Here is a 23,024-nt window from a genome sequence, read left to right as displayed (position 1 = left end):
AGAATAAAATAAAGAGTAAATGTATGAAGTTTTGTTTCACAAAGGTCATTGTTATTAGTGTTTGTAGCTTATTGGTCACATTTTCTGTTCAGGCGGAGCGTTCCCTTTATGGCATTGTTGCAGGCGGATATGTCCAAAACGAAGTAGAGAACTATGAGTTAGATAAAGCCAGTTATAAACTTGGGATTGGCTATGAAATATCGCCTCAATGGTATATTGAAGGGGGCTTCCAATCCTTAGGCGAAGAAAACGCAAGTGACGCACTCCCAGGCATTGATTCCGATATTGCGGAGTTCTCTGGTTTGTATCTATCTGCGCTTGGTAAAGCACGTGGTCAATTTGGCGAGCTTTTTTACAGGGTGGGTGCAATGCGTGTAGATGCCAATATACAAAGCGTTGATAACCTTGATTGCGGTGAGGCGCTTTGTCGTTTTGACGAGAGCCTGATGGCTGGGGTAATCGGCGCCGGTTTTGACTTCTACGTTCATCATACAACCATGATGCGCTTTGAAGTAGAATATATTAGAGGCGAAAAAGATTACTCTGCTAGCGCGTTTTATTTAGGCTTGCGAGTGAACTTTTAAACGAGGTTGAGAAGGTTAAGAGGTCGCGATGAAAAACGAGTTAGATAGCAAGTTACTTTTACGTGTCTATGAAAAAGTAAAGCAGCATGGTGAAAGAAAGGATGATGCTCACGTGTTAGAGGGTATCAAAGCGTATACTGATTTCGATGGCTACACCCTCTATGTTGAAGATGCATTAGTAAAATTGAGTTTTGGTTTTCATAATCAATATCACTTTGACTATGAGTCATCAAGTCATCTTGAAGCCTTTGAGAAAAAACTCAAATACATCGACAGTAATTTTTAATCTACCCGAGGCAAGCATCGGCTGACCTCAAGCATGCCCCATATTGCTCGTATCTCACTTAGTGTTACACTAATGCAACCATTTTTCACGCAAGTAATCATTACCATTGGCAAAACAGTCTGTAACTGCTCCGAAATTTGAAGCTCGTTTTTTACTCCCTCATTTTTGGCATGTCTGGTTTGGTGCTGCGTTATTATATCTATCAACTTGGCTGCCGTTCTCAATCATAAAGCAACTCGGCAAAGGTGTTGGTCGCCTAATTGCTCGTATTGCGCCTAAAAGGGCGGCCATTGCCAAGCGCAATATTGCACTTACTTTCCCTCACTGGAGTGAGGCGCGCATCGAGCAGGTGTATCGACAGAATATTGAGCGCACCGGGGTAGCCTTATTCGAGACCGCTATGGGGTGGTGGTGGCCAGACTGGCGAGTGAAAAAACACTTTGAAATAGAGGGCTTTGAACACATAGAGTCCGTTTTAAAAAGTGGTAGAGGTGTATTTGGTCTTGCCTTGCACAACGTCAACTTAGAGTTTGCTTGCAGGGGCATCGGTTTTTCTCATCCAAGTATCGCTTTTTATCGAAAGCATAATAATCCCCTTATGGACTACTTTCAGTATCACGGGCGCAATCGTTCAAATAAATACATGATCCATAAACGTAATGCGCGTGCCTTGATTGAAGCGCTTAACGATGGTGAGCTTTGTTTGTATTTGCCTGATCAAGACTACGGTGGAGCGCAGAGTGCGTTTGTGCCATTTGGCGGGGTTGAGCAAACTGCCACCACAACCGCTACCTTAATGTTTGCTCAACGTAGCGATGCTGTTCCTATTTTACTGACGTCTCAATACACCAATAATGGCTATAAACTAAAATGCTGTCCAGCAATCGACTATTTGGTCGATAACAACAAAGAGCGTGCATTAACACAACTCAACCACGACATATTAGCCTTGGTTGAGCAGCAACCTGAAAGCTACTTGTGGATGCACAAAAGATTCAAAACGCGGCCAGCGGATGCGCCGCAATCACTGTATGAGTAGTTATGGGGTTTTGGGTAAAACGCTTACTCTTTATGACAATGGTCATAGTGGGTGCAGTGTTGGTGATCGTCTACATGCCAGTCGAGCAGCAGCTTGATGCACAAGGCAATGTAATCGAAAAAAAGTCGATACAAACGAATATGGCTAAATTCTACGAAGAGTTTAGCTTAGTGTCGCCTGATGAAATTAAACAAAAACACGGTGACTATGTGATTCCCCTTGATATGTCAGATGAGTCACTTATTGAGCAAATCAGAGAGTTATCACCCTCACAGCTCCCTCGCGTTAGCGACTTTGATCCCCAAGGAAGCTTCAAGAGTCGCGCTTTTGCGCAAGACAGCACTTTGATGACTAATGCGTCATCCTATGTCACAGAGGAAGGTATGTTTTTACTGTGGCATCTCAATCAAGACTTTATTGTACGTCATCGCTTTGTTTCTCAAAATACAGTTACAGGCATGCTGGGTGAGCTCGCAGGTGCAATCGATTCCAACTTTCCAAGCGATGTCGAGCTATACTACTGCGAAGACAAACGCGTGTTAGTCATTACTGACCAGCAAGATCAGGTTTTGCTCAATCAGTGCCGTCAAATAGACCGCTCTTGATTGAGTTGAGGTTATTTAAGGGCTTATTGAGGCATCAATACCTGTTTATATAGTGCTTTAACGCTACTGAGCACCTCTTCCATTTTCTTTGATGGTTCGGCTAGACTGCGCTCAGATAGCTGCATTCGGTGCCCTAGATGGCGAAGCCACAGATAGTGCATTTGTAAATTGTTTGCAGTTTGGGCGTCTATAACACGGTGCTTCGCTGCATGGTCAATGATTCTAAGATTGTCAGAATACTCGTGAAGTGATGGATAATTGTGGCTATGTTGAAGCACCCAGTATTGGACAATAAACTCAATATCGACAATGCCACCATTGCTTTGCTTAATATCAATTAATCCGCCTTTGGATTTGTCCAGATGATTGCGCATTTTTTGTCTCATTTGCACAATGTCTTTGCGTAAAGACTCACTTTCCCGTCGCTGGCTTAATACCTCACTGCGGATAGTGTTAAAGGCGGCACTGATATCAGTAGAAGCAATAATGAGTCTTGATCTCACAAGCGCCTGATGCTCCCATGTCCATGCCTCTTTCATTTGGTATTGCGCAAAACTACTAATATGAGAAATCAAGAGTCCGGAATTACCAGAGGGACGTAACCTGAGATCAATCTCATACAGCACGCCTTGATAGGTGCGGGTCGTGCAGTAATGTGTAATTAGCTGTACCAATTTGACATAAAACTGCTGGTGGCTAATAGATTTTCGCTCGCCGCTGTCATCTGTTTGACCCGACGAATTTAAATCATACAAACAGACAATATCTAAATCTGAACCATAACTGAGCTCTATCCCTCCGAATTTGCCATAAGCAACAATGGCAAAGCCCTTGTCCTCCATCGTTTTGTCAGTCGGGAAACCATGTTTGTTGGTCAGCTGTCTCCATGCTTGATTGAGTACTTCTTCTAACAACACTTCTGCCAGAATCGTAAGGCGATCGCTTACTTGATTGACGGCTAGCGTTCCAGATATATCAGATGCCGCGACTCTTAACTGATAAGCATGTTTAAACTGGCGAAGCGCTTCCATGATGACTTCTTGATCGTTTGGGTCGATGCGAAGCAGCGACTGTCTTAAGTCTGAGCTGCACTGCTGTTTAAACTGCACTAAATTCAGAGAATCTGACTCAAGATAAATTGGATACAAAAGCTCATCTAAAAGGATGGGGTGTTTTGCAATTTGGCTGGCAACCCACGCGCTCTTTCGACAAAGATTGTTCAGACGCCCTCTAACATCGGGGTTTTCTAGCAGTAAATCCATATAAGTAACGCGACCGCTTATTGCGCTGAGGATGTCAAATAAGCCTTGAATCGACAAAAGGTGGCGATTCGGATGAATGTCCTGAATTAGTTCGCCAATGAGTTTTGGCATCAGTCGATTCACCGAGCGCATACCTCGCTCCGTGATTGAGCGCTTTTTAAGTTTTTGTTTGTAATCGCTTAGGGCGGCAAACAAGGCTTCACTAAACTGCGCTATGGCATTTTGTTGCACACGGTTTTTGTTGGGAAATACCGAAAAAACAAGCTCTGCGAACTCATCATCAGAAAGTTCTAGTTCCCAAAGGTCTTCAAGCGACTCGCCTACGCTTTGATCTGCGTCAGTGGAGTGTGTATCGGTTTTGCTCGGTGTATTAGCATCTTCGATAAGTCCATTAAACTCTTTATGAACGCCCTGCATGACTTGTGCAATTCTTGCTTTGCACTTTTCGTATTGGTCTAGTTGCATCAAGTAACACAGCCGGGTTTGATTAGTATCATCTTCGGGAAGCGTTTGGGTTTGTGCATCATTGAATATTTGAAGGTAATGCTCAGTTTGTCTGAGAAATATGTAATGCTTGCTCATCGTCTCGACTACACCTGAGCAGAGCAACTTGCTTTTACTGAGCATGCGCAGTGATTCCATGGTTCCTAATACCTGCAAATCCGGCATGCGACCGGCATGAATAAGTTGAAAAGACTGACTGAAAAACTCGATTTCTCGAATGCCGCCCTCGCCCAATTTGAGGTTATTGGCGAGTCTGCGTCGGCGTACTTCTTTTTGAATAGAGCGCTTCATTTCTCGAATTGAATCAAGGGTTGTGAAATCAATATATTTGCGGTACACGAAAGGTTTGATGAGTTTCTTTAGCTCTTCGCAATGCGCTAGAAATCGGGTTTTTACTAAGTCGTTATGTGAGGCAATGTCGTCATAAACGTTGACGATACGCATTTTCTGCATGGCAAAACGTTCCCAGGCGCGGCCTTGCTCTTGATAATAGCTTTCAAATGCGGCGAAAGACATCACCAGCGGACCAGATTCACCTAAAGGTCGAAGCCTCATATCAACTCTGTAGCATCGGCCGTGTTCTGTTACCGAATCCAAGGCTTTAATCAGCTTCTGAGCGAGTTTGGTAAAAAAGCTCTGGTATTCAATTTCCTTGCGCGATCCGGCAATAACACCCGCTTTAGGATAAGCAAAAATAAGATCAATGTCGGATGAAAAGTTAAGTTCATGACCACCGAGTTTGCCCATCGCCAATATTTGCATGTCTTGTTGACATGGTTCATTTGTGTAGCGGCTCAGCAATTGCGCATGAAGCCATTGGTAGGCTTGTGAAATAATAAAGTCCGCAAGCAGCGACACTTGTTTCATAGATGTCGAAATGTCGTGAACATCGAGCAGGTTTAAGCAAGCAAGCCTTGCCATTTGCGTATGACGAAATATCCGTAGCGCATTAAAAAAGTCGAGTTCCTCAGTACTCACTGCATGTATATTGTGTGCGTTTTTACGGTGCTTGAGTATGGTGTTAAATTGTTCAATAGAATCACTCGCGTTCATGCATGTCGACAAGGGCTTCGCGTAAATGTCAAATAGTAGCGAGTGCATGATACTTGGGTATTGCTGGCACGTGCGACAAACAAAATCACTCAAGGGCAACAAATTAGATAAGAAGGTATGATATCCCTTGATATCCATTTGCTTATCACAATTTTTGATAAGCGTATCTATGGCATCATTGCTTTTTTCTGTTAGTAGTTTTGTTAGATTAGCTTCTATGAGATGGCACCGCGCTGTTTCTTTTTTCTTATCATAGTATTAAACACATCGTAGAGGAACGAGAAAAATATGAGTCAACTGATGCACCTTCAGCCTTTGTCAGGAGAGCTGGCGATTTATCTAGCGATTGATATGTCAATTGTGATTGCGCTTCTCGTTATTCTGCGTGTTTTATCAGGGGTATATTCAAACACTAACGTAGCTCAGGAGCTAGGGGAGCGAGATAACTTTGCATTTGGTATAAGCATAGCAGGGCGCATGCTGTCATTAATGATCGTATTATCAGCGGTAGTCGGGCGTCATGTTGGACTTGGTTATGAGCAAGCCGCAGTGGGTATTTTGGTTTTTGGCGCAATGGGAATTGTACTCGTTAAATTGGGACGGTATGCGCACGATAAAGTCGTGCTTAACCGTCTGGACAAAGAGGCGTTTATTGCTGATAAGAACGTGTCAGTTGCGATAGTGGATGCCGCCAGTGCTGTTGCTTGTGCGATCATTGCGAAAAGTATCATCGATTGGGCGCAAGGCACTGACTTAAATGCCTTCATCGCAGTATTTTCGGGCGTTTTGGTGGTCATGACGGTGCTGTTGTTTGCAACCAGACTCTATGAGTATCGCTACGCTGAAGAAAATCAGGACAACTCCTTTCAAAAAGCACTTCGTATGGGGCAATTAGCACTTGCCATTCAGCACAGCGGCAACTTAATCGGCATTGCGATAGCCGTGTCTGCCGCTAGCCAACTACTAGAATACCAAGCTCAGGCTTACGTCAGTAATGTTACCGGATGGCTGATTGTAGCGCTTGTACTGGCTAGTGCTTTGATGCTAACTACCTCCATATCAAAGCGCTTGGTGTTGTTTGGCATTAATTGGAAAACAGAAGTTTGTTTACAGCACAATGTTGGCATTGCCAGTATAGAGGCCGCATTGGCAATTGGTATTGCGCTATTGATCAGTCAAATTCTTTAAAACAATCTTGCTCGAACAACAATTGTGTTGGTAGGGAAGAGATATTTTCTGCTGAATTAATGCGAGTTTTTTTTCGCGCGTTTGCTTTTTGAGCCAAATTTCTGCTCTCAGTGCTTCTGTATGGTTGGGCAATATAGCGACAAATTCAAGCTGTAAGGGCATTTTGCCCCGCAGTGCTTTTGCGGTTTTTGACGATTGCGCACAGTGCTCTTTAAACCGCCTTTCTACGTCTTTACTAATGCCTGTATAAAGCGAGCCATTTCCTGCTTTAATGAGATATAAAAACCAAGGCGATACTGCTTTTTTAACCACCACTGTTATACTTGCACTCAACACTTTCTTGATGGTGGCATAGTAGCAAGTCATGGCGCAAATTCCAGATTTTACACAAAGTAAGATTCTCATTGTTGGCGATATAATGCTTGATCGATATTGGTCGGGCGCAACAGCCCGCATATCGCCGGAAGCACCCGTTCCAGTTGTGAACGTGAACGATATAGAGGATCGTCCCGGAGGTGCCGCCAATGTGGCAGTAAACGCAGCAGCGCTTGGTGCAAAGGTGTCACTGTTAGGTCTGGTGGGGCGTGATGAAACAAGTAATATCCTGCGCACTCAGCTAGAAGCCAGAAATGTCGACATCGATTTTATTACTTTGCCAGAGTTTGACACCATCACTAAGTTGCGCGTAATGAGTCGCAATCAGCAGTTGTTACGATTAGATTTTGAGAAATCATTTGTCAGAGCTGATAAAACTGCGTTGCTTGAAAAGTATAAGTCGAAGCTGTCACACGTGAATGTAGTGGTGTTGTCAGATTACAATAAGGGGTGTTTGTCAGAGGTTGAGGCGCTGATAGCGCTGGCCAAAGAGGCGGATGTTCCAGTCATAATTGACCCCAAAGGTAGTGACTTCAGTAAATATGCGGGCGCTTCAGTCATAACGCCGAATATGAGTGAATTTACTCAGGCCTTTGCCAAGCAAACTTCATCACAAATAATGAGTGAAGATGAGCTTCACCAATTAGCGAGTGACAGTTGTGCTCAGCTGAACTTGGAAAATATTTTGCTGACACGTTCTGAACAAGGAATGTCGCTGTTCAGTGCGCTGGGTAAAGCGCATCATCTTCCCGCGTTAGCAAAAGAAGTGTTTGATGTAACTGGGGCGGGGGATACGGTGGTATCGACACTCGCATGTGCCGTTGGCGCAAACACCAGCATGGAGCATGCTTGCCAACTGGCCAATCACGCTGCTGGCGTTGTTGTGGCCAAGCTTGGTACATCAACGGCTACGACGACCGAACTTGCGCTTGCAATAAACTCACACAAATCTATGGACGGTGGGCAAATGAGTGAGGCTCAGCTTCTGGTAGCACTAGAAGAGTCGCGCAATCGTGCAGAGCGGATCGTGTTTACCAATGGGTGTTTTGATATTTTGCATGCAGGCCATGTCAGTTATTTGAACGAAGCTGCGGCGCTCGGCGACAGGCTGATTGTTGGCGTAAATTCAGATAGTTCAGTGAAAGCCTTAAAAGGCGAAGGGCGGCCAGTGAATAATGCTGCAAGGCGCATGGCAGTGCTGGCAGGCTTGTCTGCTGTCGACTGGGTTGTCGAATTTTCTGAGGAAACACCGCAGCGCCTAATTCAGGCAGTCTTACCCGATGTATTGGTGAAAGGGGGGGACTACGCGGAGGCGGAAATCGTAGGTTCAGCAGAGGTAAAGGCAAACGGTGGTCAAGTGAAGGTCTTAACTTTTGAGGATGGCGTATCAACTACAGGCATCATTTCTCAGATCCTGGAAAACGACAATCGTTAAGCAAGGGTCAACACAACCTTAACAATAGTGTATAGTATCGCGCCGAAAGGACATGTATTGGTAGAGCGTGAATGCGCTTATCCCTCATATAATGGAAATATACAACGGACAATATTATGTATGAAAGCTATTACGGCCTGAATTCAAAGCCTTTTCAACTTACGCCAGACCCAGAGTTTTTTTTCGCCAGTAAGTTGCACAAGCGCGCGATGTCATATTTGCAATACGGCTTGTCTCAAGCTGAAGGTTTCATTGTGATCACGGGTGACATCGGCACTGGCAAAACCACGATTGCAAATAGCTTACTAGACCAGATAGAAGAAGATATCTACGCCGCGCAAATCGTGACGCCTAAGCTTTCTCCTGACGAATTGATTAAAATGGTGGCGTCAAAGTTTAATCTTCCGGTGGAATCACGCAGCAAATCTGATTTGTTAGAAAGCATCCAAACTTTTTTACAGCAGTTGCATAGCAATGGTAAGCGCGCTTTGTTGTTGGTGGATGAAGCGCAAAACCTGCCTTTAGAGACGATTGAAGAGCTTCGAATGCTGTCGAACTTCCAATTACAAGGGAAGCCTTTGCTTCAGAGCTTTTTGTTGGGGCAAGCGGAATTGCAGCCAATATTGCGGGCACCGAACATGGAGCAGTTTAGACAGCGTATTGTTGCCTCATGTCACTTAACGCCTTTGAGTCGCGATGAGATGCAAGAATACGTTGAACATCGCCTTCACCATGCAGGTTGTGATAAAGAAAGTCTTATCCGTGATGAGGCTTATGATGCGATTTATCAATTCACCACGGGTGTTCCACGCAAGGTGAATACCTTGATGGATAGAATATTGTTATTTGGCTTTCTTGAAGAGCTGGAGCTGTTTTCTGCGGAAGCGGTTATGCAAGTGATTGATGAAGTTAAAGCGGAAATGTTTGTGCCGCCAAAAGAAGAACAAGGATTCGGCCTGGAAAGTGAAAGTGCTGGCTCTGAACACGCTTCACAAACTGACCATAAATCTGACCAAGCTAAGGCGCGACCCGAAACAGAGTTTTTAACGCCAAATGGCAATAAAATCCAAGAAGCTGCCTACTATAAAGAGATGCTGGGTGAGCTTGTTGATGCACTAGACGATGCAATTAAACATAAAATTAAATTGACGCAGTACATCGACAAGATGCTTAAACAGAAGTATCAGGCTTACGTTCGCTTAAAGAAAGAAGACTAATTAAACAGGTTTCAGCTTAATTGACTTCTTACGTGAGTTTAACCACCTAGCGATTATTATCGAACTCATACTGGATATTTGCCGATATTCTATTGTCGGTGAGGGGACCTGAGATGCCCTGAATGCCGCCAATCGGATCGATTGCATCGCCGCTTCTATCCAGATACTGATAGCCAACATTGACTGAGAATCGCCGACTTATTTGGCGCTTGATGTCAATCCCGACTTGCTGGATGATGGAAGTTGTGGCTTCACCTTGAAGCTCACGTTCGATATCCGTGTATGCTGCGTTCATATTCAAAATTGTGCGAGGCGTTAATTCAATGGATAAACGAACACTACCGCCAAAGGTGTCTACTTCGCGTTGAGCATCCAGTTCGTCATTGTCGCTGCGAGTTATTGTAGCGACGAGCGTAGAACGTCTTAAATCAAAGGTGCTTTGCGCAGAAAGCGATTTTCTAAGTACCACTTGGTCATTTAATTCAAAACTAGGAAGCGTTGCTGGAAGCAGGACGTCGCCAGGCGCAAGCTCTTCATCTCCAGGTTCGGGCAAACGACAATTTGCTAAATCAGCAATGCCGTTGCTGCACACTAATAAGCCATCTTGCTCTCTCAGTAAAAGTTGTGAATTTGTTGTCACTTGCTCAGAGTAAGAAATACTTGATCGCCAATTTCGCAATGTGTGAGATAGTGAGAATCTGCCCGCATCCCCAAAAAATCTGCGCGAGTAACTGCCTTGAAGCTGTGTTCTTGAAGAAAAGGCCCAACGCATATCTAAGCTTATAAAGGTGTCGTCATCGTCCTCCTCGTCACCCGCTCCACCCTCGGTTCTTGAAGAGTTTAAACCAATCTCAATAAAACGATTGTTTGAAGGTTGCCAAGCGATGCCAACGCCATATGAATAGAATTCCCGCAAAGAGTCAAATTGCCCTACGAGGTCGTCATTCGTGATTTCGTTGTTCTCATAATAGCCAAGCAATCTTACACTTACGTCATTGCTTACATACGAGCCTACGCGCACGTTAGCCAATTCACTGTTAAAATCTTGCTGAAGGCCTGTATTGTTAAAATTATCACGTTCAAATTTACGTGCATTTAGGCTGATATCAAACAAGAATGGGCGCAAATCAATTCCGCTTTCAACACTTATCGCGCCATCAATATTGGTATTGTTGATATTAAAGGCATTGTTTGGTGTTAATTCTGGCTCTTCTGGCTCATCTGCTTTTATCCTGCTGAGTGACAGAGAACTTCTTACGCCAATAATGTTTCCAGTCGGACGATTGAATGAAAGCGTAGCTTGGTTGGTGTTGATCTTTCTTAAGTCTTGCGCATTGAGCAAAAAATCATCGACTAAAAATGAATTCGCAAATAAGGAGCGATATGTTTGCGAGCCGCGAACCCGCAGATCTAAGAGGTTATCAACTAAGTCAACTCGCCCGCCGTAACTTAAATCAACGTAGTTGTTAGTAAAGCTTTCTTCGTCAAGTGAGCGGCGCACATGGTTATGTGTAGCGCGAAGAAACATATCCATATGGCGAGCATTGTAGCCTGCATACAAAAAGGGCTGAATGATCACATTGTCGGAATCTAGCTCAGTATCATTATCAATATCGTCAATGGTCTGAACAACGTACTCAACACTCACACCCGTTTTTAAATCGAGCTCACCTGCATTGCTCGCAAACACACATAGTAAGCATGCAGTCAATGCGCTGATTTTGGCAAATCTATGTTTCGAAACACATTTACTTATGTCTTTAATGGATGCAGTCCGTGCTAGTGTCATTCTCTATGCTCGCTCTCGGTCGCCACCGTAGTAGCTATATCCGTAATAACCACCGGTTTCAGACGAGGCGATTGATTTATTTACTACGAAACCAATTGCCATGTCGGGGTTCAGCCGCTCAACGCTTTGCTGAATATCTTGTAATTTAGTTCGGCCTTCCTCCACAACGATAACGGCTTGACCGGCAAAGCTTGCGAGCACCGCCGATTCATTGATGCCAATCAAAGGAGGAGTATCGATAATCACGACGCGGTCAGAGTAACGAGTTGAAAACTCATTGACCGTTTCATTCATTATTCCACTGGCTAATAATTCGGTTGAAAGATGGTGCGAACTTCCGGCAGGTATGATTCTAAGCTTTGGCACATTTGTTCTATATAAGACATCACTAATGTCTTCAGTTTCGCCCAGCAGATAATCCATCAACCCTTTCTTTTCCGGGACCGCCAATGTTCTTAACACATTCGGTTTGAGTACGTCAGCGTCTACTAGTAAAACAGTCTTATCTTGTTCCGCAGCAATACTCAAAGCTAGATTTACCGCAGTAAATGTTTTTCCTTCAGAGGGGCGGGCGCTGCTCACCATAATAATGTTGCTATTTGGTAGCGTTTTAGACAAGGGACCAAACGCATTCTGTATTAGCTTACGTTTAATCTCACGATATTCTTCGTTTATCTGGCGTCTCGCATTAGTTAAGGTGACAAACCCCAGTTCTTCAAGTCGTTGAAGATCAACCGTCATTAACTTATCTGGGTCATCATTTATTTGAGGTGCGGCTAAGGTTCGAGACCTTGTTATCTCGTCATTTGTACTTGACTCATTAGGTGTTTCGCCCGTCTGCACCTTGTTAACAGCAGCTGCTTTTTCTAAGGATGTTTCCTGAGTGCTATCGACTGCTGCTTGCTCCAAAGCGCTTGAATCCTTCGAATTTTCAGCTTTTTTCGCCGCTTCTGCCTCTTTTTGTCTTTGTAGCGCTTTCTCTATTGTACTTTTCATTACATCACCCTGCTAAGTACATTGATGTTTAGAATGTCAGCAACTACCAGCACGCAAAACATAAAGAATATTGCGCTTGAAGATGCAATAAACACAAGCATTCTCAAACGATTGCGTTTCTTGATTTGGTCGATTTGTAAATGGGTGACCGCGCCTAAAATTGGGAAACCCGTCATTGTCGTTAGCTGCGGACCTCGCACCAGTACAGGGGTTATTTGGCTGAGCAAAAATGCAATCGCGATACCTGCGCCAAAGCCAAGCAACAAAATGCCTGTGTAATAGAAAAAGCGATTTGGTCCTGTCGGTGCAGGCGGCACTAAGGGCGGCTGAATAATGCGAAACTGAAGATCTTCAGATGAAACTTCTGCGCGTTTGGTGATGTCAGCTGCTTCTTTTCTCGCCAGTAATTCCTCATATTTTTGCTTTATGATGTCGTAATTCCGATTTCTTGACATTCCTTCAGCTTCAATTTGCGGAACTAGATCTATTTTGTTTTGTAAGTCACTTATTTTGGCAACAAAATCGGCTTCCCTTACGCGCAAAGACGCAACTTGCCCCTCTAGTTTGCTTATTTCGAGAGTAATCTCTTGATTCAACGGATTAAGTGGAGCATCACTTGGGGTATCGTTGCTCAAAAACGCTTGTATTTCTTTTTCTCGAGCATCTTGTAATGAGGCAAGCAAGGTCGCTGTTTCGACAACATCAGGGTGCTTTTCAGTAAATCTGAGTTTGAGCTCATCTAACTTTGCTTCCAGACCAACTATTCTTGAGTCGTAGCGCGTTGTGATAACCGGAGCAGAATCACCGTCTCTGACTGAAAAGCTATCAGAAGAAGGACGCTGATTTGTGAGTCGGCTCTTCAAAGTATTTGCTCGCTGTTGAGCTTCTCTAATGGCTAAGCGAGTTTGAGACAATTGTTCGTTTATACTTTGAAGATTGCTGTGGAAGCTTCCTTGCATCGGCAATATGTCAGCGTGTTCTCGCTGAAAATCGGCTCGTTGCTGCTCGGCTTCTGTTAGTCGCGATTCATATTCTGCAATTTGTTCATCCAAAAAACGCGATGCCGTGTCAGAATCTCTTCTATTATTACCAAGTGAGCCTTCAACAAATATGTCCAAGGTTTCTTGAACAACAGTTCGTGCAATTTGAGGTCTTTCTGCGGTATAAGAAATAGTAAAAATATTATCGCGGCCGGTGGAGCGCAGTCTAATTGAGCTTGTTAGCTCAGCGATTAGTTCCTCGTACTCTGCATCTGTCGTGACCGTTATGTCCAAGTCAGATTCGCGCGCAATTTCCTCGACATTTGATCGACTAAGCAGCGTTTTAGCCATCATCTGAACTTCTTGCTCTGGGTTGGTATATATTGATATACCGACAAGCAATGGCGCGAGCATAGAGCGAGTGTCTACAAAAACCTGCGCTTCAGAACGATAAACGTCAGGCAAACTGGCGACGTATACAAATCCTATTGGGCAAATCAACCAAGAACATATGATAAGATATCGTTTTCGTATCCATATGCCTCTAACATAATCCAACAGAAGTTGGATTGTTTGTTGTAAATCTTGCATGTAGTTCTAAGTCCTTTCTAAAACCAAGCTTCCGGAATTATCACCACGTCACCGGGCAAGATATCAACATTCTTAGTAATATCGCCTTCTCTTATCAAGTCATCAATGGCGATATTGTAAGTGGTTTGCTGTCCTTGAACCACTCGTACTAACTTGGCACTGTTCCCATTCGCGAATTCGGTCAAACCGCCCACTTGAATCATCAGATCTAACAATGTCATATGTTGGGTGTAGTTAACCGCTCTTGGATTAGTTGCTTCACCAATTACTCTAACTTGCTCACTGAATGGACCAACAAAGCCATTTACCGATACCGTTACACGGGGATTATTAATATATGTCGACAATTGTTCTTCAAGTTGGCGCGCCAGCATGGTTGGTGTTCGGCCCGCTACTTCAACATCTTCAACGAGCGATGTAGTGACTTTTCCATCAGGTCTGACGATAAAGCTACCGGAGATTTCCGGGTTACGCCAAACAAAAATAGAAAGCTGATCACCGGGACCAATCAAATATTGGTAATCATTCACGTCGTTGGTAAGTGAAGCTCTTGATGTTGCGCTTGGAAGGTCACTGTGCGAAGCACAACCGCTTAAGATGGCAGAGACAATCACTGTTCCCAGCATGAGTAAGAAATGACGCGAGTATTTCATGGAATTTTCCTTAATGTTTGTACTCTGAATATACGCTATCGTGTTCTGTGAACATTATAAGTTTATCGCGTGAAGTATGCACCAAAATACCGATGATTTCACTACTTATCCTCACTAGCCTATTCGCTGATAACAGCATGTATTAAATCAATACGTTGATTGAGGCTCTTTAGTTGCTCTATAATGCCCGCCTTGTTAATGTAAAGCGGTCCATCGTTTCGTGCAACTTTTAATTCAGCCTTACCATTTTTAAAGGACTATAGAAATATATGGCATCGTCTTCGCAGTCTAAAAGTCGCCGATCGTATAAACTTGTATTATGCGAAGCTGCAATCATCGGGTATGTGGCATATTTCGCGGCACTGGGTCTGAAGTGGCTAGATATCATTTATTCAGCCAATAACGCAGTTATTTTATTTAACGTCTCTGTGTTCACCTTCTCAATTGTTTTAGTCAACCTGTCGGTCGGATTGTACGAAGCACGATTGCGTGAGCCTTTTCGTGGCATCATCAGGCGTGTTTTTGTTAGTGTCATATTAAGCTTCTTCGTTGTAGCAATTGTTTCAAACGTCATTGTTTCACAATTCGCCCCCCATCCTTTATATGCGCCAACTGCGGTGCCGCTTATTATTTTAGCGCTGGTTATTTTTCGCTACTTTATTCACAGCACCGACGCTTTTTATTCCAAACCTAGGTTGCTCGTTTTGGGCACTGGTGTTAGAGCATCCGTCATTGAAAAAAGGATGCGACGCGATGTTGACAGGGCTAACTTTGATTTGGTTGGGTTTGTTAAAATTGCCGGCGACGATAGTCACGAAGGCATTCAAAATGAAAACATCATCGAGTTGAATGTTGCAGAAGACTTATCGAATTACATCTTGGAAAATGATATAGCTGAAGTATTGGTTGCTTGCGACCAGCGTCGCGGGACGCTTCCGGTAAAACAATTATTCGAAACTCGTCTTCGCGGTGTGAAAGTCACCGACATTCTCGATTTTATGGAGCGCGAAACGGGGCAAATCGTAGTGGATTTGATGTATCCGAGTTGGGTAATTTATTCAAATGGCTTTCAATCTCAAAACTATTTTAGAGAGCTCGCAGATTTTTGGATAAATGTCACTTTAGCCGCTGTTTTATTGTTCCTCACTTGGCCCATAATGTTAATCACAGCCCTTATCATATACCTTGACGACGGCAGAAGAACGGGCGTTTCAGTGCTTTACCGTCAGCAGCGTGTAGGAAAAGATGGGCGCCTGTTTGATATCCTTAAGTTTCGCAGCATGCGGCCCGACGCTGAGAAAGATGGCGCTAAGTGGGCTTCTAAGGATGATAATCGCGTCACAGCAATTGGTGCCTTTATTCGCAAATACAGAATCGATGAGCTGCCGCAGCTGATCAATGTAGTTAGAGGGGATATGTCCTTTATTGGACCGCGTCCAGAGCGTCCAGAGTTTGTTGAAAAACTCATTAAAGAAGTGCCCTACTACGAACAAAGACACAACGTTAAGCCTGGTTTAGCTGGTTGGGCACAATTGAATTATCCATACGGCGCTAGCGTGAAGGATTCTCTCGAAAAGCTAAAATTCGACTTATATTACGTTAAGCATCAAAGCTTGCTTTTAGATTTGTTGATTCTGGTGCGAACCGTTGAAATTATTTTGTTTGGGAAGGGAAGATAGTCTTGAGTGACGCAACGCGCTATCCGCTTCGTGACGGCAGTCGCGTTCATGCCATGACGGTTGATGTGGAAGATTATTTCCATGTATCGGCATTTGAATCAGTTATTTCACCAAATGATTGGGGCGATATTTCGCCCAGAGTCGGTGACAACACTCATCGCCTTATCGATTTATTTAATGAAAAAGGCGTGAAAGCCACCTTCTTCACCTTAGGCTGGGTCGCAAAATACTGCCCAGACGTGATTAAACGCATTACAGATGAGGGCCATGAACTGGCAAGTCATGGTACTAACCATCGCCGTAATACGACGATGAGCGAGAAAGAAGTGCGTGCTGATATACTTGAAAGTAAGGATATTTTGGAACAGGTCTCCGGACAGGCGGTGCTTGGCTATCGAGCACCTAGCTTTTCTATCAACAAGAGCAATCAGTGGGTATTCGATATCTTGGTGGACTTAGGCTTTACGTATTCATCGAGCACTTACCCTATTGAACACGATTTATATGGCGTTCCGGACTGGCCGCGCTTTCCACACTGGCGAGACGAAGGGATATTAGAGATTCCTGTGCCGACGCTTCGCGATGCTAATAAGAATAAGGGAATCGGCGGTGGCGGTTATTTTAGGCTAATGCCTTACTGGATTTCTAAACGCAGAATTGAAGCGTATATCGCCAAGCACGAACATCCATATAACTTTTATTTTCACCCCTGGGAGATAGATGTGCATCAGCCTAGAGTGAAAGATGCGCCGTTTAAATCAAAGTTGCGACATTACATAAACCTTCACGCAATGGAAAAAAAACTTACAAAACTGTTAGATGACTATCAATGGTCGAGCATGAATGAGGTTTATTCTAGTTTGCTACATGATACCAACACAGAGTCTCGCTAAATGATGAACCCGCTCGCGCTCAACTCTCGCTTTTACGGTGTGGCATTGATAACAGCATTGCTGTTTTTAACTTTAGTTTTTGAGCCATTCTACAATGCCATTCTGATTTGGTTGACCAATGATATTTATAACCACTGTGCTTTGGTTTTGCCTGCTTCGGCGTATCTAATATGGGAAAAACGAAAGCAAATTGACTTATCGACAGTCAAACCCTCTTGGCTAGCGTTTATCGCGCTGGTGTTGCAGCTTATTCTTTATACGCTCGGCACCGCTTCTGACATACAGCTTTTTCAACATGCTGCTTTATTTGCCATGATCCCAACATTCATATGGTTATTTCTAGGTGACCGTATCGCGTGGCAACTTCAGTTCCCATTGGCTTTTATGCTTTTTGCTATACCGGTGGGTGAAGAATTGATTCCCTTTCTTCAAGAAATCACAGCAGATATGTCGGTCGAGATGCTAGCGGCTTCGGGTGTGCCTCTATTTCGTTCTGGCTTGTTCATCGAAATTCCTGGTGGAAAATTTTTAGTCGCAGAAGCTTGTTCAGGGGTTAGCTTTTTGATTGCGTCAATTGTGGTCGGAAATCTGTATGGCTACATGAATTTGAACACTTGGCGTTACCGTATTTTGTTTGTCGTAATATCGGTTTTGCTTCCTATTTTAGCTAATGCGGTTCGCGTTTATGGCATCATTATGATTGCACATAAAACTAACATGGAGCATGCCGTTGGCGCTGATCATCTGATTTACGGTTGGTTTTTCTTTGCGTTTGTCCTTATTTGCTTACTTGTGATTGGTGAGGTAGTTAAACGTTTTGATAACAAACATACTTCAAGCGAAGCTCAATCAAACGCAGTGGATGCGCCTAAATTACTTAACCCTAGAGTTCGGTTTACTCCCTTATTCAGTATTTTGCTTATTCTTGTACTTGCCTTGTATCAAGATTCTCGCATGCAGTCTTTTACGGTGATTTCATCTTCTAATGCTCAGCTTACTCTTGGTTTTAGTAAGCTTCCTTCTAGCCCAGGTGAGGCGTACGATGAAGACATGGGGAATAGCCTCATTAGGTGGCAGCCTGTGTTCCCGGATGCGATGACAGCAAGCCTTAATTATTATGAAAGTGCTGGTAGAACGCTGCAAATTTTTTCCGCACTGTACAGCCCAGAGAAAGGCGAGGTCGTCAGTTCACTTAACAGGCTCTACCAACAAGAGCGTTGGACTTTAGTTGAGCGTGAGGTCTTAGATGTTGATGGTGTATCAATCACCAAGGAACTTGTTGCCGGTCCTTCCGGCCAACAGAAACTGATTTATTATTGGTATGTAGTGAATGCTGACGTACTTAGAACAGCGAAAGATGTTAAGTTGATTCAAGCCATTCAGCGCCTTGGAGGCAGTAATCCTTATTCCGGTCTTGTTGCTGTTGGCGTAGATATTGAAAACACACAGCAAATTGCCCAAATGAGTGCTTCAATAATGAATGAGTTGTCACAGGTGGTGTCTCGGTCTCAACAGGTCTTTTCCGGTGGCTAGCAACATTTTGCGTATTGGGGCATGGCTAGTATTAGCCTTATGTGTTGCGCTTTTACTCATCAGTCTCTACGGATTAACGCAAACGATGCGCCCTGAGCGTTTTGAGGCGCATGAATTGCGCTTTGGTGAGATGGACATACGCCTAAGCAAACAAGACTATTTCAACCAAGTGAAGCGCCAGCCAAATGAAAGCGATTTAGCGTACAGTCAACGCTTAACCAAAGTCATCGCCGATGGCACCGCCCACATTCACTGGGAAGACTATGAGCCATCAAAGTTTAATCAATTAGTGCCCGTTTGGGAAAATTGGATCCTGTATTTGATGGGAGTCATCACGCCTATACCTGAGTATCAACGTTATCACTTTGCTGACCCGTACAAGAGCATGGAGCGGGGTATTGGCTTATGCGGTGAAGTATCTATGGTGCTAGAGCAGTTGTTAGAAGAGCAAGGCATACCTGCCAACATTATTACGTTTCATGGTCATGTTGTTGTTAGCGCTAAAGCGGATGGAAGAGATATAGTATTGGATCCTGATTTTGGCGTGGTTTTACCTTACCCAGTCAGCCAACTTGAAGATAATATTACCAGTGTCAATCAACGATATTTGGCTTCAGGTTACACGCAGCGAGATGCTGAATTTTTTAAAGGCGCCTATAACGATAAGTTCACGGTTTGGGAAAGTGCGAGTCATTTTATTACCAAAAAATATTATTTTGAAAAAGTGTCTTATTTCGCTATGTGGCTTTTCCCGTTGTTCGGCAGTTTGATTTGTGTCCTCATACTTCGCCGCTTACATACGATTCAGCTTAGTTGATCATGCTCTGCAGATACTTGTAATCGCCTTTCATCTTTTCATTATTCGATTCATCGACATATATCATGCCATCCAGCTCGCTAGTTTTATCGACTAAATTAGCCGTCTCAAAATGTGGATCTGCCGCCTTAATTGCTTCGGCTAAAATTTGCGTAGCAACGAAGCAATTGTGAGACTTTTCGACGTAAGCGCGAGGAGAAAACTCAGCGTGATGACTCATCACGTGCCTTATCGTGTTTGGAAGTGCTTTCTCGCCAGAATAAAGACCTGTTTGTTCATTAATATACGGGTAGCGCATACCAAAGTTAAATCCTTCGCGAATAATACAAGGCGTGTCACAGAACATGCCCTCAATAATGGCTCGGTTGAGCCCTTCGAATCGGGACCAAATGATATTCACTTTGGCGCGTCCCACTAGCTCTGAAACCTTTTCGCTTGGTATCCATTCATGGAACGTGAGTAAATCATCTACGCCTTTTTCTCTGGCGAGCTGTTTGATATCGTCCATTGTCATGTCATTAGGGTAACCTACTAATGTTACCTTCAAATCCATGCCTTCGGATTTAAGCGAAGAGAGAGCCTCAAAGAATCGGTCGTGACGCTTAAATTTGGCCCATGCGGCAATCATAATGATATCAATATCGCGCTTTTCGAAAGGCAGCGCGTGATTAAACTTTTGCGGGTCGATAAACCAGTTGGCGCTGAGTTTCACCGGTACTATGTTGCTATTTAAATCTTGCAAAAGCTGGTAATCGCGGTCCTCATAAGCCATAACAAAGACAGGGCAGGTGAGTTTGCTAAAACTGAGTATTGATGGGTCAGACAAACCATTCCAGCTTGGCTCGAGCACAATGTGATAACGTGCAGCGACCGATTCATGGTCAAAGAGTTTTAGGAAAATCTGAAAGTAATAACTATAGGCAATAACAAGTACACCTTTACTCTCTGAGGTATAAGGCGCAATCACAGTAATCACTCCGTCGAGCATGTTTTCAGGATGGTCGATAAACTGTCGATATCGTTCTATGTTGTCAATATTACCAATGAAGGTCTCAAACACCTCGTCTTTCAGTTGTCCATTAGCGCTGTAAAACGAGCCTTTAATATGCTTAAGTACAAGCGAATACGTACCAGGCCAAGACAATCGAAAGACACTCGACAGCGCATCAGCATATGCTTTTGTATCGCCACGTTTCGCCATAGACAAATAAGCCCATATGAAGGGCCAAAATACAAACTTGATACCATTAGCGTCATAGCGTACGGCTTCGATGATTCTTTGTTTATAGCTTTGTAGGTTTTTCAATGACGTCTCTAGCTCGCGATGGTAAACTCTTTAATCATCAGTATTTTACACACATACGGTGTGCCTTTCACCCATCTTAGCAGTTTTATAAAGGACAAGTGGATTTGAAGAAACAACTTATCTTATACGGCGCCTACGACCGTTACAATTACGGTGATAATTTGATGCCACTGGTATTCGCTCGTTATATAGAGCTGCATTGTCCAGCGCTAACAAACGAATTTGATATCGTATACGCCTCGATAAGCCAGTCTGACCTTTCACAATACGCAAGTCCAAAAACTGAGCCTATTGAGAAAGTGTTGAAAACTGCTCCATCAGGCTCCGCCATCATCGTGATTGGTGGAGAAGTGCTTTGTGCCTCCAATCTTGCTTTACTTATGCACATGCAAAACAACAAGCTGTTTCATTTGTTAATGCGAGCAGGAAGAAAACTATTACGTCGCTACTTAGCAGTTTTGGCCTCTCCTTTTTATGGCACAAAATGGGAATTTCCATATATTCCTGATATGCAGTATTTGCCACAGGGAGTTTCACTTGTTTTTAATACTGTCGGTGGCGAAATATCTGGTTTGTCTGGAGCCAAAAAAGTCCAAGTGCTTGACAGCTTAAACAAGGCTGCATATTTGTCTGTGCGTGATAAACGCACCGAAGCAAATGTGTCAAAAGAGATATCCAATCTACATTTGTATCCCGATTCCGTATTCTTAATTTCAGACGTGATTGACGATGACTTTCTTAAAGACAAAGTGCGAGACACTCTCATAAATACCTGCTCATGCGCATTTCTTTGTTATCAGGCATCGCCTTACAAGGTAAAAGAAACACCAGAACAAACTGCCAGCGCGCTGAAACAGATAGCAGACGCCAGACACGAAAAGGTCTTTTTATTACCTATAGGCTACGCTTCAGGGCACGATGATGCAGACTATTTGAAAGCGGTTGGTGACGCTTTTGATGGTGAAGTCTTATTTGCTAATGACTTAAATGTATGGGAAATCATGTACGTAATAAAGCATTCAAAACTCTTTGTCGGTACGAGTTTGCACGGTGTTATTACGGCAATGGCTTTTAACCATCCTCATTTTGGCCTCAATCCAGACATTACTAAAGTGGATAGTTTTCTTAAAGACTGGAGTATTGCTCCGTTTAACAAGGCAATGCGTCTTGAGGAAATTGTAGCGCTTGCAAAGCAGGACTTATCGGCTTATACGCCTGCGTTGCATGACAATAGCGAGCGATTGGCAAACCTGGTTAAAGACAATAACCAGAATATTATAGATGCGATTATGTAAATCTCATTTAGACCGCGGTGCCTGAATATTACAAGGTAATTTGGTAAGGCCATACAGCAAAGTAACAAGCGCCCTAGTAACGCTTGGTGAGGGTTCGGTAATAGTGTCCAAACACTGATTTTAGAAAACGCCCTTGCTCTATCAACTGGTCTAAAATCGAAGGTGCGACAGGCTTCATCTCTTTGGTCAAAGCAAACTCTTCCAGCATGGCTGAGTTCATTGTTCTTGCCCCGCGTCCGATCGTGGTTTTGGAAAGATTTTCACCATTATTGACCACCCAGCATGCGAGAGGCTCATAAATTTGCACCAGTGGACGTTTCTTTGATTTAAAGAAATGATTAGGATGACGGTGATCGCCCAGCATCTCTTTCATTACATAATTGTCGCAGGCTTCCAAAAATTCAGCTTGAGTGTTGAGGGCCATAAACGCTTTTTTACTTACTCCAAGCATCGATATTACGTCATTAATATTATAAATCAGGCTACTCCCACAATAATGGTTAAACCCATATTTTTTTTGCAAACGCTGGTTGTTAAAGTCAAGCAAATAGCCTGCGTTGAGTCGTGCCCCGGAAGCGCCATCTGGTAAACTTGAGAGAATAAAACTGGCTAGATTCTTTGAAACTAAATCATCTGCATCTAACATCATCAAATAGCTAAATTTTGTGCGTCGAAGCCCTTCTTGAAACGCGACTAAGCGCTTGACACTCTTATCCATTAACATTTCGTGACGCGTCTTAGGAATAGAGCAATCAATCGTTTTGAAGATCACGCGCTCATCATCTATATCAAAATCCGGTTTCTCGCTACATGCTACCACCAACAAAAATTCAGCGTTTTGCTGCTGACACACGGAGCGAATGGTTCGCTTGAGCAATGTACAAACGTGAACATAGTTATTACTGGTTTTGGGGTGGCGCACAACGATGGTAAATAACAGCATG

At 43.6% G+C, this 23,024-nt stretch carries 20 protein-coding genes; 12 read left to right on the top strand and 8 right to left on the bottom strand.

Translation table 11 applies throughout. From position 1 onward, the window contains the following. The first annotated feature begins 23 nt into the window (after positions 1-23). The 4 genes from PN836_RS07560 (at position 24) to PN836_RS07545 (ending at position 2,514) form a co-directional block, all read left to right on the top strand. Entirely contained in the window at positions 24-584 is a 561-nt protein-coding gene (locus tag PN836_RS07560; RefSeq protein WP_395344635.1) for an outer membrane beta-barrel protein, read from the top strand. A gap of 28 nt (positions 585-612) precedes the next feature. Next, positions 613-870: a DUF3081 domain-containing protein gene (locus PN836_RS07555; protein ID WP_395344634.1), complete on the top strand. Its 258-nt coding sequence runs from the start codon at positions 613-615 to the stop codon at positions 868-870. A 106-nt stretch (positions 871-976) separates the two neighbouring features. Continuing rightward, positions 977-1,909, top strand: a complete 933-nt coding sequence (gene lpxL / locus PN836_RS07550) for an LpxL/LpxP family Kdo(2)-lipid IV(A) lauroyl/palmitoleoyl acyltransferase (protein ID WP_395344633.1) — start codon at positions 977-979, stop codon at positions 1,907-1,909. 2 nt (positions 1,910-1,911) lie between these two features. Further along, a complete protein-coding gene (locus tag PN836_RS07545; RefSeq protein ID WP_395344632.1) occupies positions 1,912-2,514 on the top strand; it encodes a TcpQ domain-containing protein in 603 nt (200 codons plus the stop codon). Between the two features lie 23 nt (positions 2,515-2,537). Here the strand turns inward: PN836_RS07545 and glnE are convergent, their stop codons facing one another. Continuing rightward, positions 2,538-5,471 (bottom strand): bifunctional [glutamate--ammonia ligase]-adenylyl-L-tyrosine phosphorylase/[glutamate--ammonia-ligase] adenylyltransferase, encoded by a 2,934-nt coding sequence (gene glnE, locus PN836_RS07540; RefSeq protein WP_395344631.1) that lies wholly within the window; start codon positions 5,469-5,471, stop codon positions 2,538-2,540. A gap of 150 nt (positions 5,472-5,621) precedes the next feature. On the opposite strand from glnE, the gene PN836_RS07535 reads away from it, so the two are divergent. Continuing rightward, positions 5,622-6,521: a DUF350 domain-containing protein gene (locus PN836_RS07535; RefSeq protein WP_395344630.1), complete on the top strand. Its 900-nt coding sequence runs from the start codon at positions 5,622-5,624 to the stop codon at positions 6,519-6,521. Here PN836_RS07535 and PN836_RS07530 read toward each other — a convergent pair. Then, positions 6,498-6,887 (bottom strand): GIY-YIG nuclease family protein, encoded by a 390-nt coding sequence (locus tag PN836_RS07530; protein WP_395344629.1) that lies wholly within the window; start codon positions 6,885-6,887, stop codon positions 6,498-6,500. The genes PN836_RS07535 and PN836_RS07530 overlap by 24 nt on opposite strands. Here PN836_RS07530 and hldE point away from each other — a divergent pair. Both hldE and PN836_RS07520 read left to right on the top strand, forming a co-directional pair. Then, positions 6,886-8,331 (top strand): bifunctional D-glycero-beta-D-manno-heptose-7-phosphate kinase/D-glycero-beta-D-manno-heptose 1-phosphate adenylyltransferase HldE, encoded by a 1,446-nt coding sequence (hldE, locus tag PN836_RS07525; RefSeq protein ID WP_395344628.1) that lies wholly within the window; start codon positions 6,886-6,888, stop codon positions 8,329-8,331. The two genes, PN836_RS07530 and hldE, sit on opposite strands and share 2 nt — an antisense overlap. Before the next feature lie 116 nt (positions 8,332-8,447). Continuing rightward, positions 8,448-9,548, top strand: coding sequence for an XrtA/PEP-CTERM system-associated ATPase (locus PN836_RS07520; RefSeq protein WP_395344627.1), 1,101 nt, complete (start codon positions 8,448-8,450; stop codon positions 9,546-9,548). Between the two features lie 46 nt (positions 9,549-9,594). Here PN836_RS07520 and PN836_RS07515 read toward each other — a convergent pair whose 3' ends face one another. The 4 genes from PN836_RS07515 to PN836_RS07500 are packed head-to-tail and all read right to left on the bottom strand — an operon-like array spanning position 9,595 to position 14,530. After that, positions 9,595-11,337, bottom strand: a complete 1,743-nt coding sequence (locus PN836_RS07515; RefSeq protein WP_395344626.1) for a hypothetical protein — start codon at positions 11,335-11,337, stop codon at positions 9,595-9,597. Between the two features lie 3 nt (positions 11,338-11,340). Further along, a complete protein-coding gene (locus PN836_RS07510) occupies positions 11,341-12,333 on the bottom strand; it encodes an XrtA-associated tyrosine autokinase (RefSeq protein WP_395344625.1) in 993 nt (330 codons plus the stop codon). Continuing rightward, positions 12,333-13,904, bottom strand: a complete 1,572-nt coding sequence (locus tag PN836_RS07505) for an XrtA system polysaccharide chain length determinant (RefSeq protein ID WP_395344624.1) — start codon at positions 13,902-13,904, stop codon at positions 12,333-12,335. The genes PN836_RS07510 and PN836_RS07505 overlap by 1 nt, the downstream gene beginning before the upstream one ends. Before the next feature lie 17 nt (positions 13,905-13,921). Then, positions 13,922-14,530, bottom strand: coding sequence for an XrtA/PEP-CTERM system exopolysaccharide export protein (locus PN836_RS07500; RefSeq protein WP_395345532.1), 609 nt, complete (start codon positions 14,528-14,530; stop codon positions 13,922-13,924). 296 nt (positions 14,531-14,826) lie between these two features. On the opposite strand from PN836_RS07500, the gene PN836_RS07495 reads away from it, so the two are divergent. Genes PN836_RS07495 through PN836_RS07480 form a run of 4 tightly spaced genes read left to right on the top strand, consistent with a single transcriptional unit; the run spans position 14,827 to position 19,479 of the window. Next, positions 14,827-16,236, top strand: a complete 1,410-nt coding sequence (locus PN836_RS07495; protein WP_395344623.1) for a TIGR03013 family XrtA/PEP-CTERM system glycosyltransferase — start codon at positions 14,827-14,829, stop codon at positions 16,234-16,236. 53 nt (positions 16,237-16,289) lie between these two features. Beyond that, positions 16,290-17,129: an XrtA system polysaccharide deacetylase gene (locus tag PN836_RS07490; RefSeq protein WP_395345529.1), complete on the top strand. Its 840-nt coding sequence runs from the start codon at positions 16,290-16,292 to the stop codon at positions 17,127-17,129. Beyond that, on the top strand, positions 17,130-18,662 hold the full coding sequence (xrtA, locus tag PN836_RS07485; RefSeq protein WP_395344622.1) for an exosortase A: 1,533 nt from the start codon (positions 17,130-17,132) through the stop codon (positions 18,660-18,662). Further along, the gene (locus tag PN836_RS07480) at positions 18,655-19,479 is read left to right on the top strand and encodes a hypothetical protein (protein ID WP_395344621.1); all 825 of its coding nucleotides are present in this window, start codon (positions 18,655-18,657) and stop codon (positions 19,477-19,479) included. Before xrtA ends, PN836_RS07480 begins: the two co-directional genes overlap by 8 nt. Here the strand turns inward: PN836_RS07480 and PN836_RS07475 are convergent. Then, on the bottom strand, positions 19,472-20,785 hold the full coding sequence (locus PN836_RS07475) for a glycosyltransferase (protein WP_395344620.1): 1,314 nt from the start codon (positions 20,783-20,785) through the stop codon (positions 19,472-19,474). The genes PN836_RS07480 and PN836_RS07475 overlap by 8 nt on opposite strands. 98 nt (positions 20,786-20,883) lie before the next feature. Between PN836_RS07475 and PN836_RS07470 the strand changes: the two genes are divergently transcribed. Then, positions 20,884-22,080, top strand: coding sequence for a polysaccharide pyruvyl transferase family protein (locus PN836_RS07470; protein WP_395344619.1), 1,197 nt, complete (start codon positions 20,884-20,886; stop codon positions 22,078-22,080). Between the two features lie 73 nt (positions 22,081-22,153). Here PN836_RS07470 and PN836_RS07465 read toward each other — a convergent pair whose 3' ends face one another. Next, positions 22,154-23,023 carry a glycosyltransferase family A protein gene (locus PN836_RS07465; protein ID WP_395344618.1) on the bottom strand — a complete coding sequence of 290 codons (870 nt, stop codon included), beginning with the start codon at positions 23,021-23,023 and terminating at the stop codon, positions 22,154-22,156. Between the last annotated feature and the right edge of the window lies 1 nt (position 23,024).

The sequence above is a fragment of the Ningiella algicola genome, assembly GCF_028401415.2.
Taxonomy (GTDB): domain Bacteria; phylum Pseudomonadota; class Gammaproteobacteria; order Enterobacterales; family Alteromonadaceae; genus Glaciecola.
This window is presented reverse-complemented; position numbering and strand designations above follow the sequence as displayed.

What these genes read in the sequence shown, in the direction of transcription:
- PN836_RS07465 (WP_395344618.1), bottom strand. Translation starts at nt 23,023, where the DNA reads ATGCTGTTATTTACCATCGTTGTGCGCCACCCCAAAACCAGTAATAAC.
- PN836_RS07510 (WP_395344625.1), bottom strand. Translation starts at nt 12,333, where the DNA reads ATGAAAAGTACAATAGAGAAAGCGCTACAAAGACAAAAAGAGGCAGAA.
- PN836_RS07490 (WP_395345529.1), top strand. Translation starts at nt 16,290, where the DNA reads ATGACGGTTGATGTGGAAGATTATTTCCATGTATCGGCATTTGAATCA.
- glnE (WP_395344631.1), bottom strand. Translation starts at nt 5,471, where the DNA reads ATGGATATCAAGGGATATCATACCTTCTTATCTAATTTGTTGCCCTTG.
- PN836_RS07555 (WP_395344634.1), top strand. Translation starts at nt 613, where the DNA reads ATGAAAAACGAGTTAGATAGCAAGTTACTTTTACGTGTCTATGAAAAA.
- xrtA (WP_395344622.1), top strand. Translation starts at nt 17,130, where the DNA reads ATGATGAACCCGCTCGCGCTCAACTCTCGCTTTTACGGTGTGGCATTG.
- PN836_RS07545 (WP_395344632.1), top strand. Translation starts at nt 1,912, where the DNA reads ATGGGGTTTTGGGTAAAACGCTTACTCTTTATGACAATGGTCATAGTG.
- hldE (WP_395344628.1), top strand. Translation starts at nt 6,886, where the DNA reads ATGGCGCAAATTCCAGATTTTACACAAAGTAAGATTCTCATTGTTGGC.
- PN836_RS07560 (WP_395344635.1), top strand. Translation starts at nt 24, where the DNA reads ATGAAGTTTTGTTTCACAAAGGTCATTGTTATTAGTGTTTGTAGCTTA.
- PN836_RS07520 (WP_395344627.1), top strand. Translation starts at nt 8,448, where the DNA reads ATGTATGAAAGCTATTACGGCCTGAATTCAAAGCCTTTTCAACTTACG.
- PN836_RS07505 (WP_395344624.1), bottom strand. Translation starts at nt 13,904, where the DNA reads ATGCAAGATTTACAACAAACAATCCAACTTCTGTTGGATTATGTTAGA.
- PN836_RS07495 (WP_395344623.1), top strand. Translation starts at nt 14,827, where the DNA reads ATGGCATCGTCTTCGCAGTCTAAAAGTCGCCGATCGTATAAACTTGTA.
- PN836_RS07515 (WP_395344626.1), bottom strand. Translation starts at nt 11,337, where the DNA reads ATGACACTAGCACGGACTGCATCCATTAAAGACATAAGTAAATGTGTT.
- PN836_RS07530 (WP_395344629.1), bottom strand. Translation starts at nt 6,887, where the DNA reads ATGACTTGCTACTATGCCACCATCAAGAAAGTGTTGAGTGCAAGTATA.
- PN836_RS07535 (WP_395344630.1), top strand. Translation starts at nt 5,622, where the DNA reads ATGAGTCAACTGATGCACCTTCAGCCTTTGTCAGGAGAGCTGGCGATT.
- PN836_RS07500 (WP_395345532.1), bottom strand. Translation starts at nt 14,530, where the DNA reads ATGCTGGGAACAGTGATTGTCTCTGCCATCTTAAGCGGTTGTGCTTCG.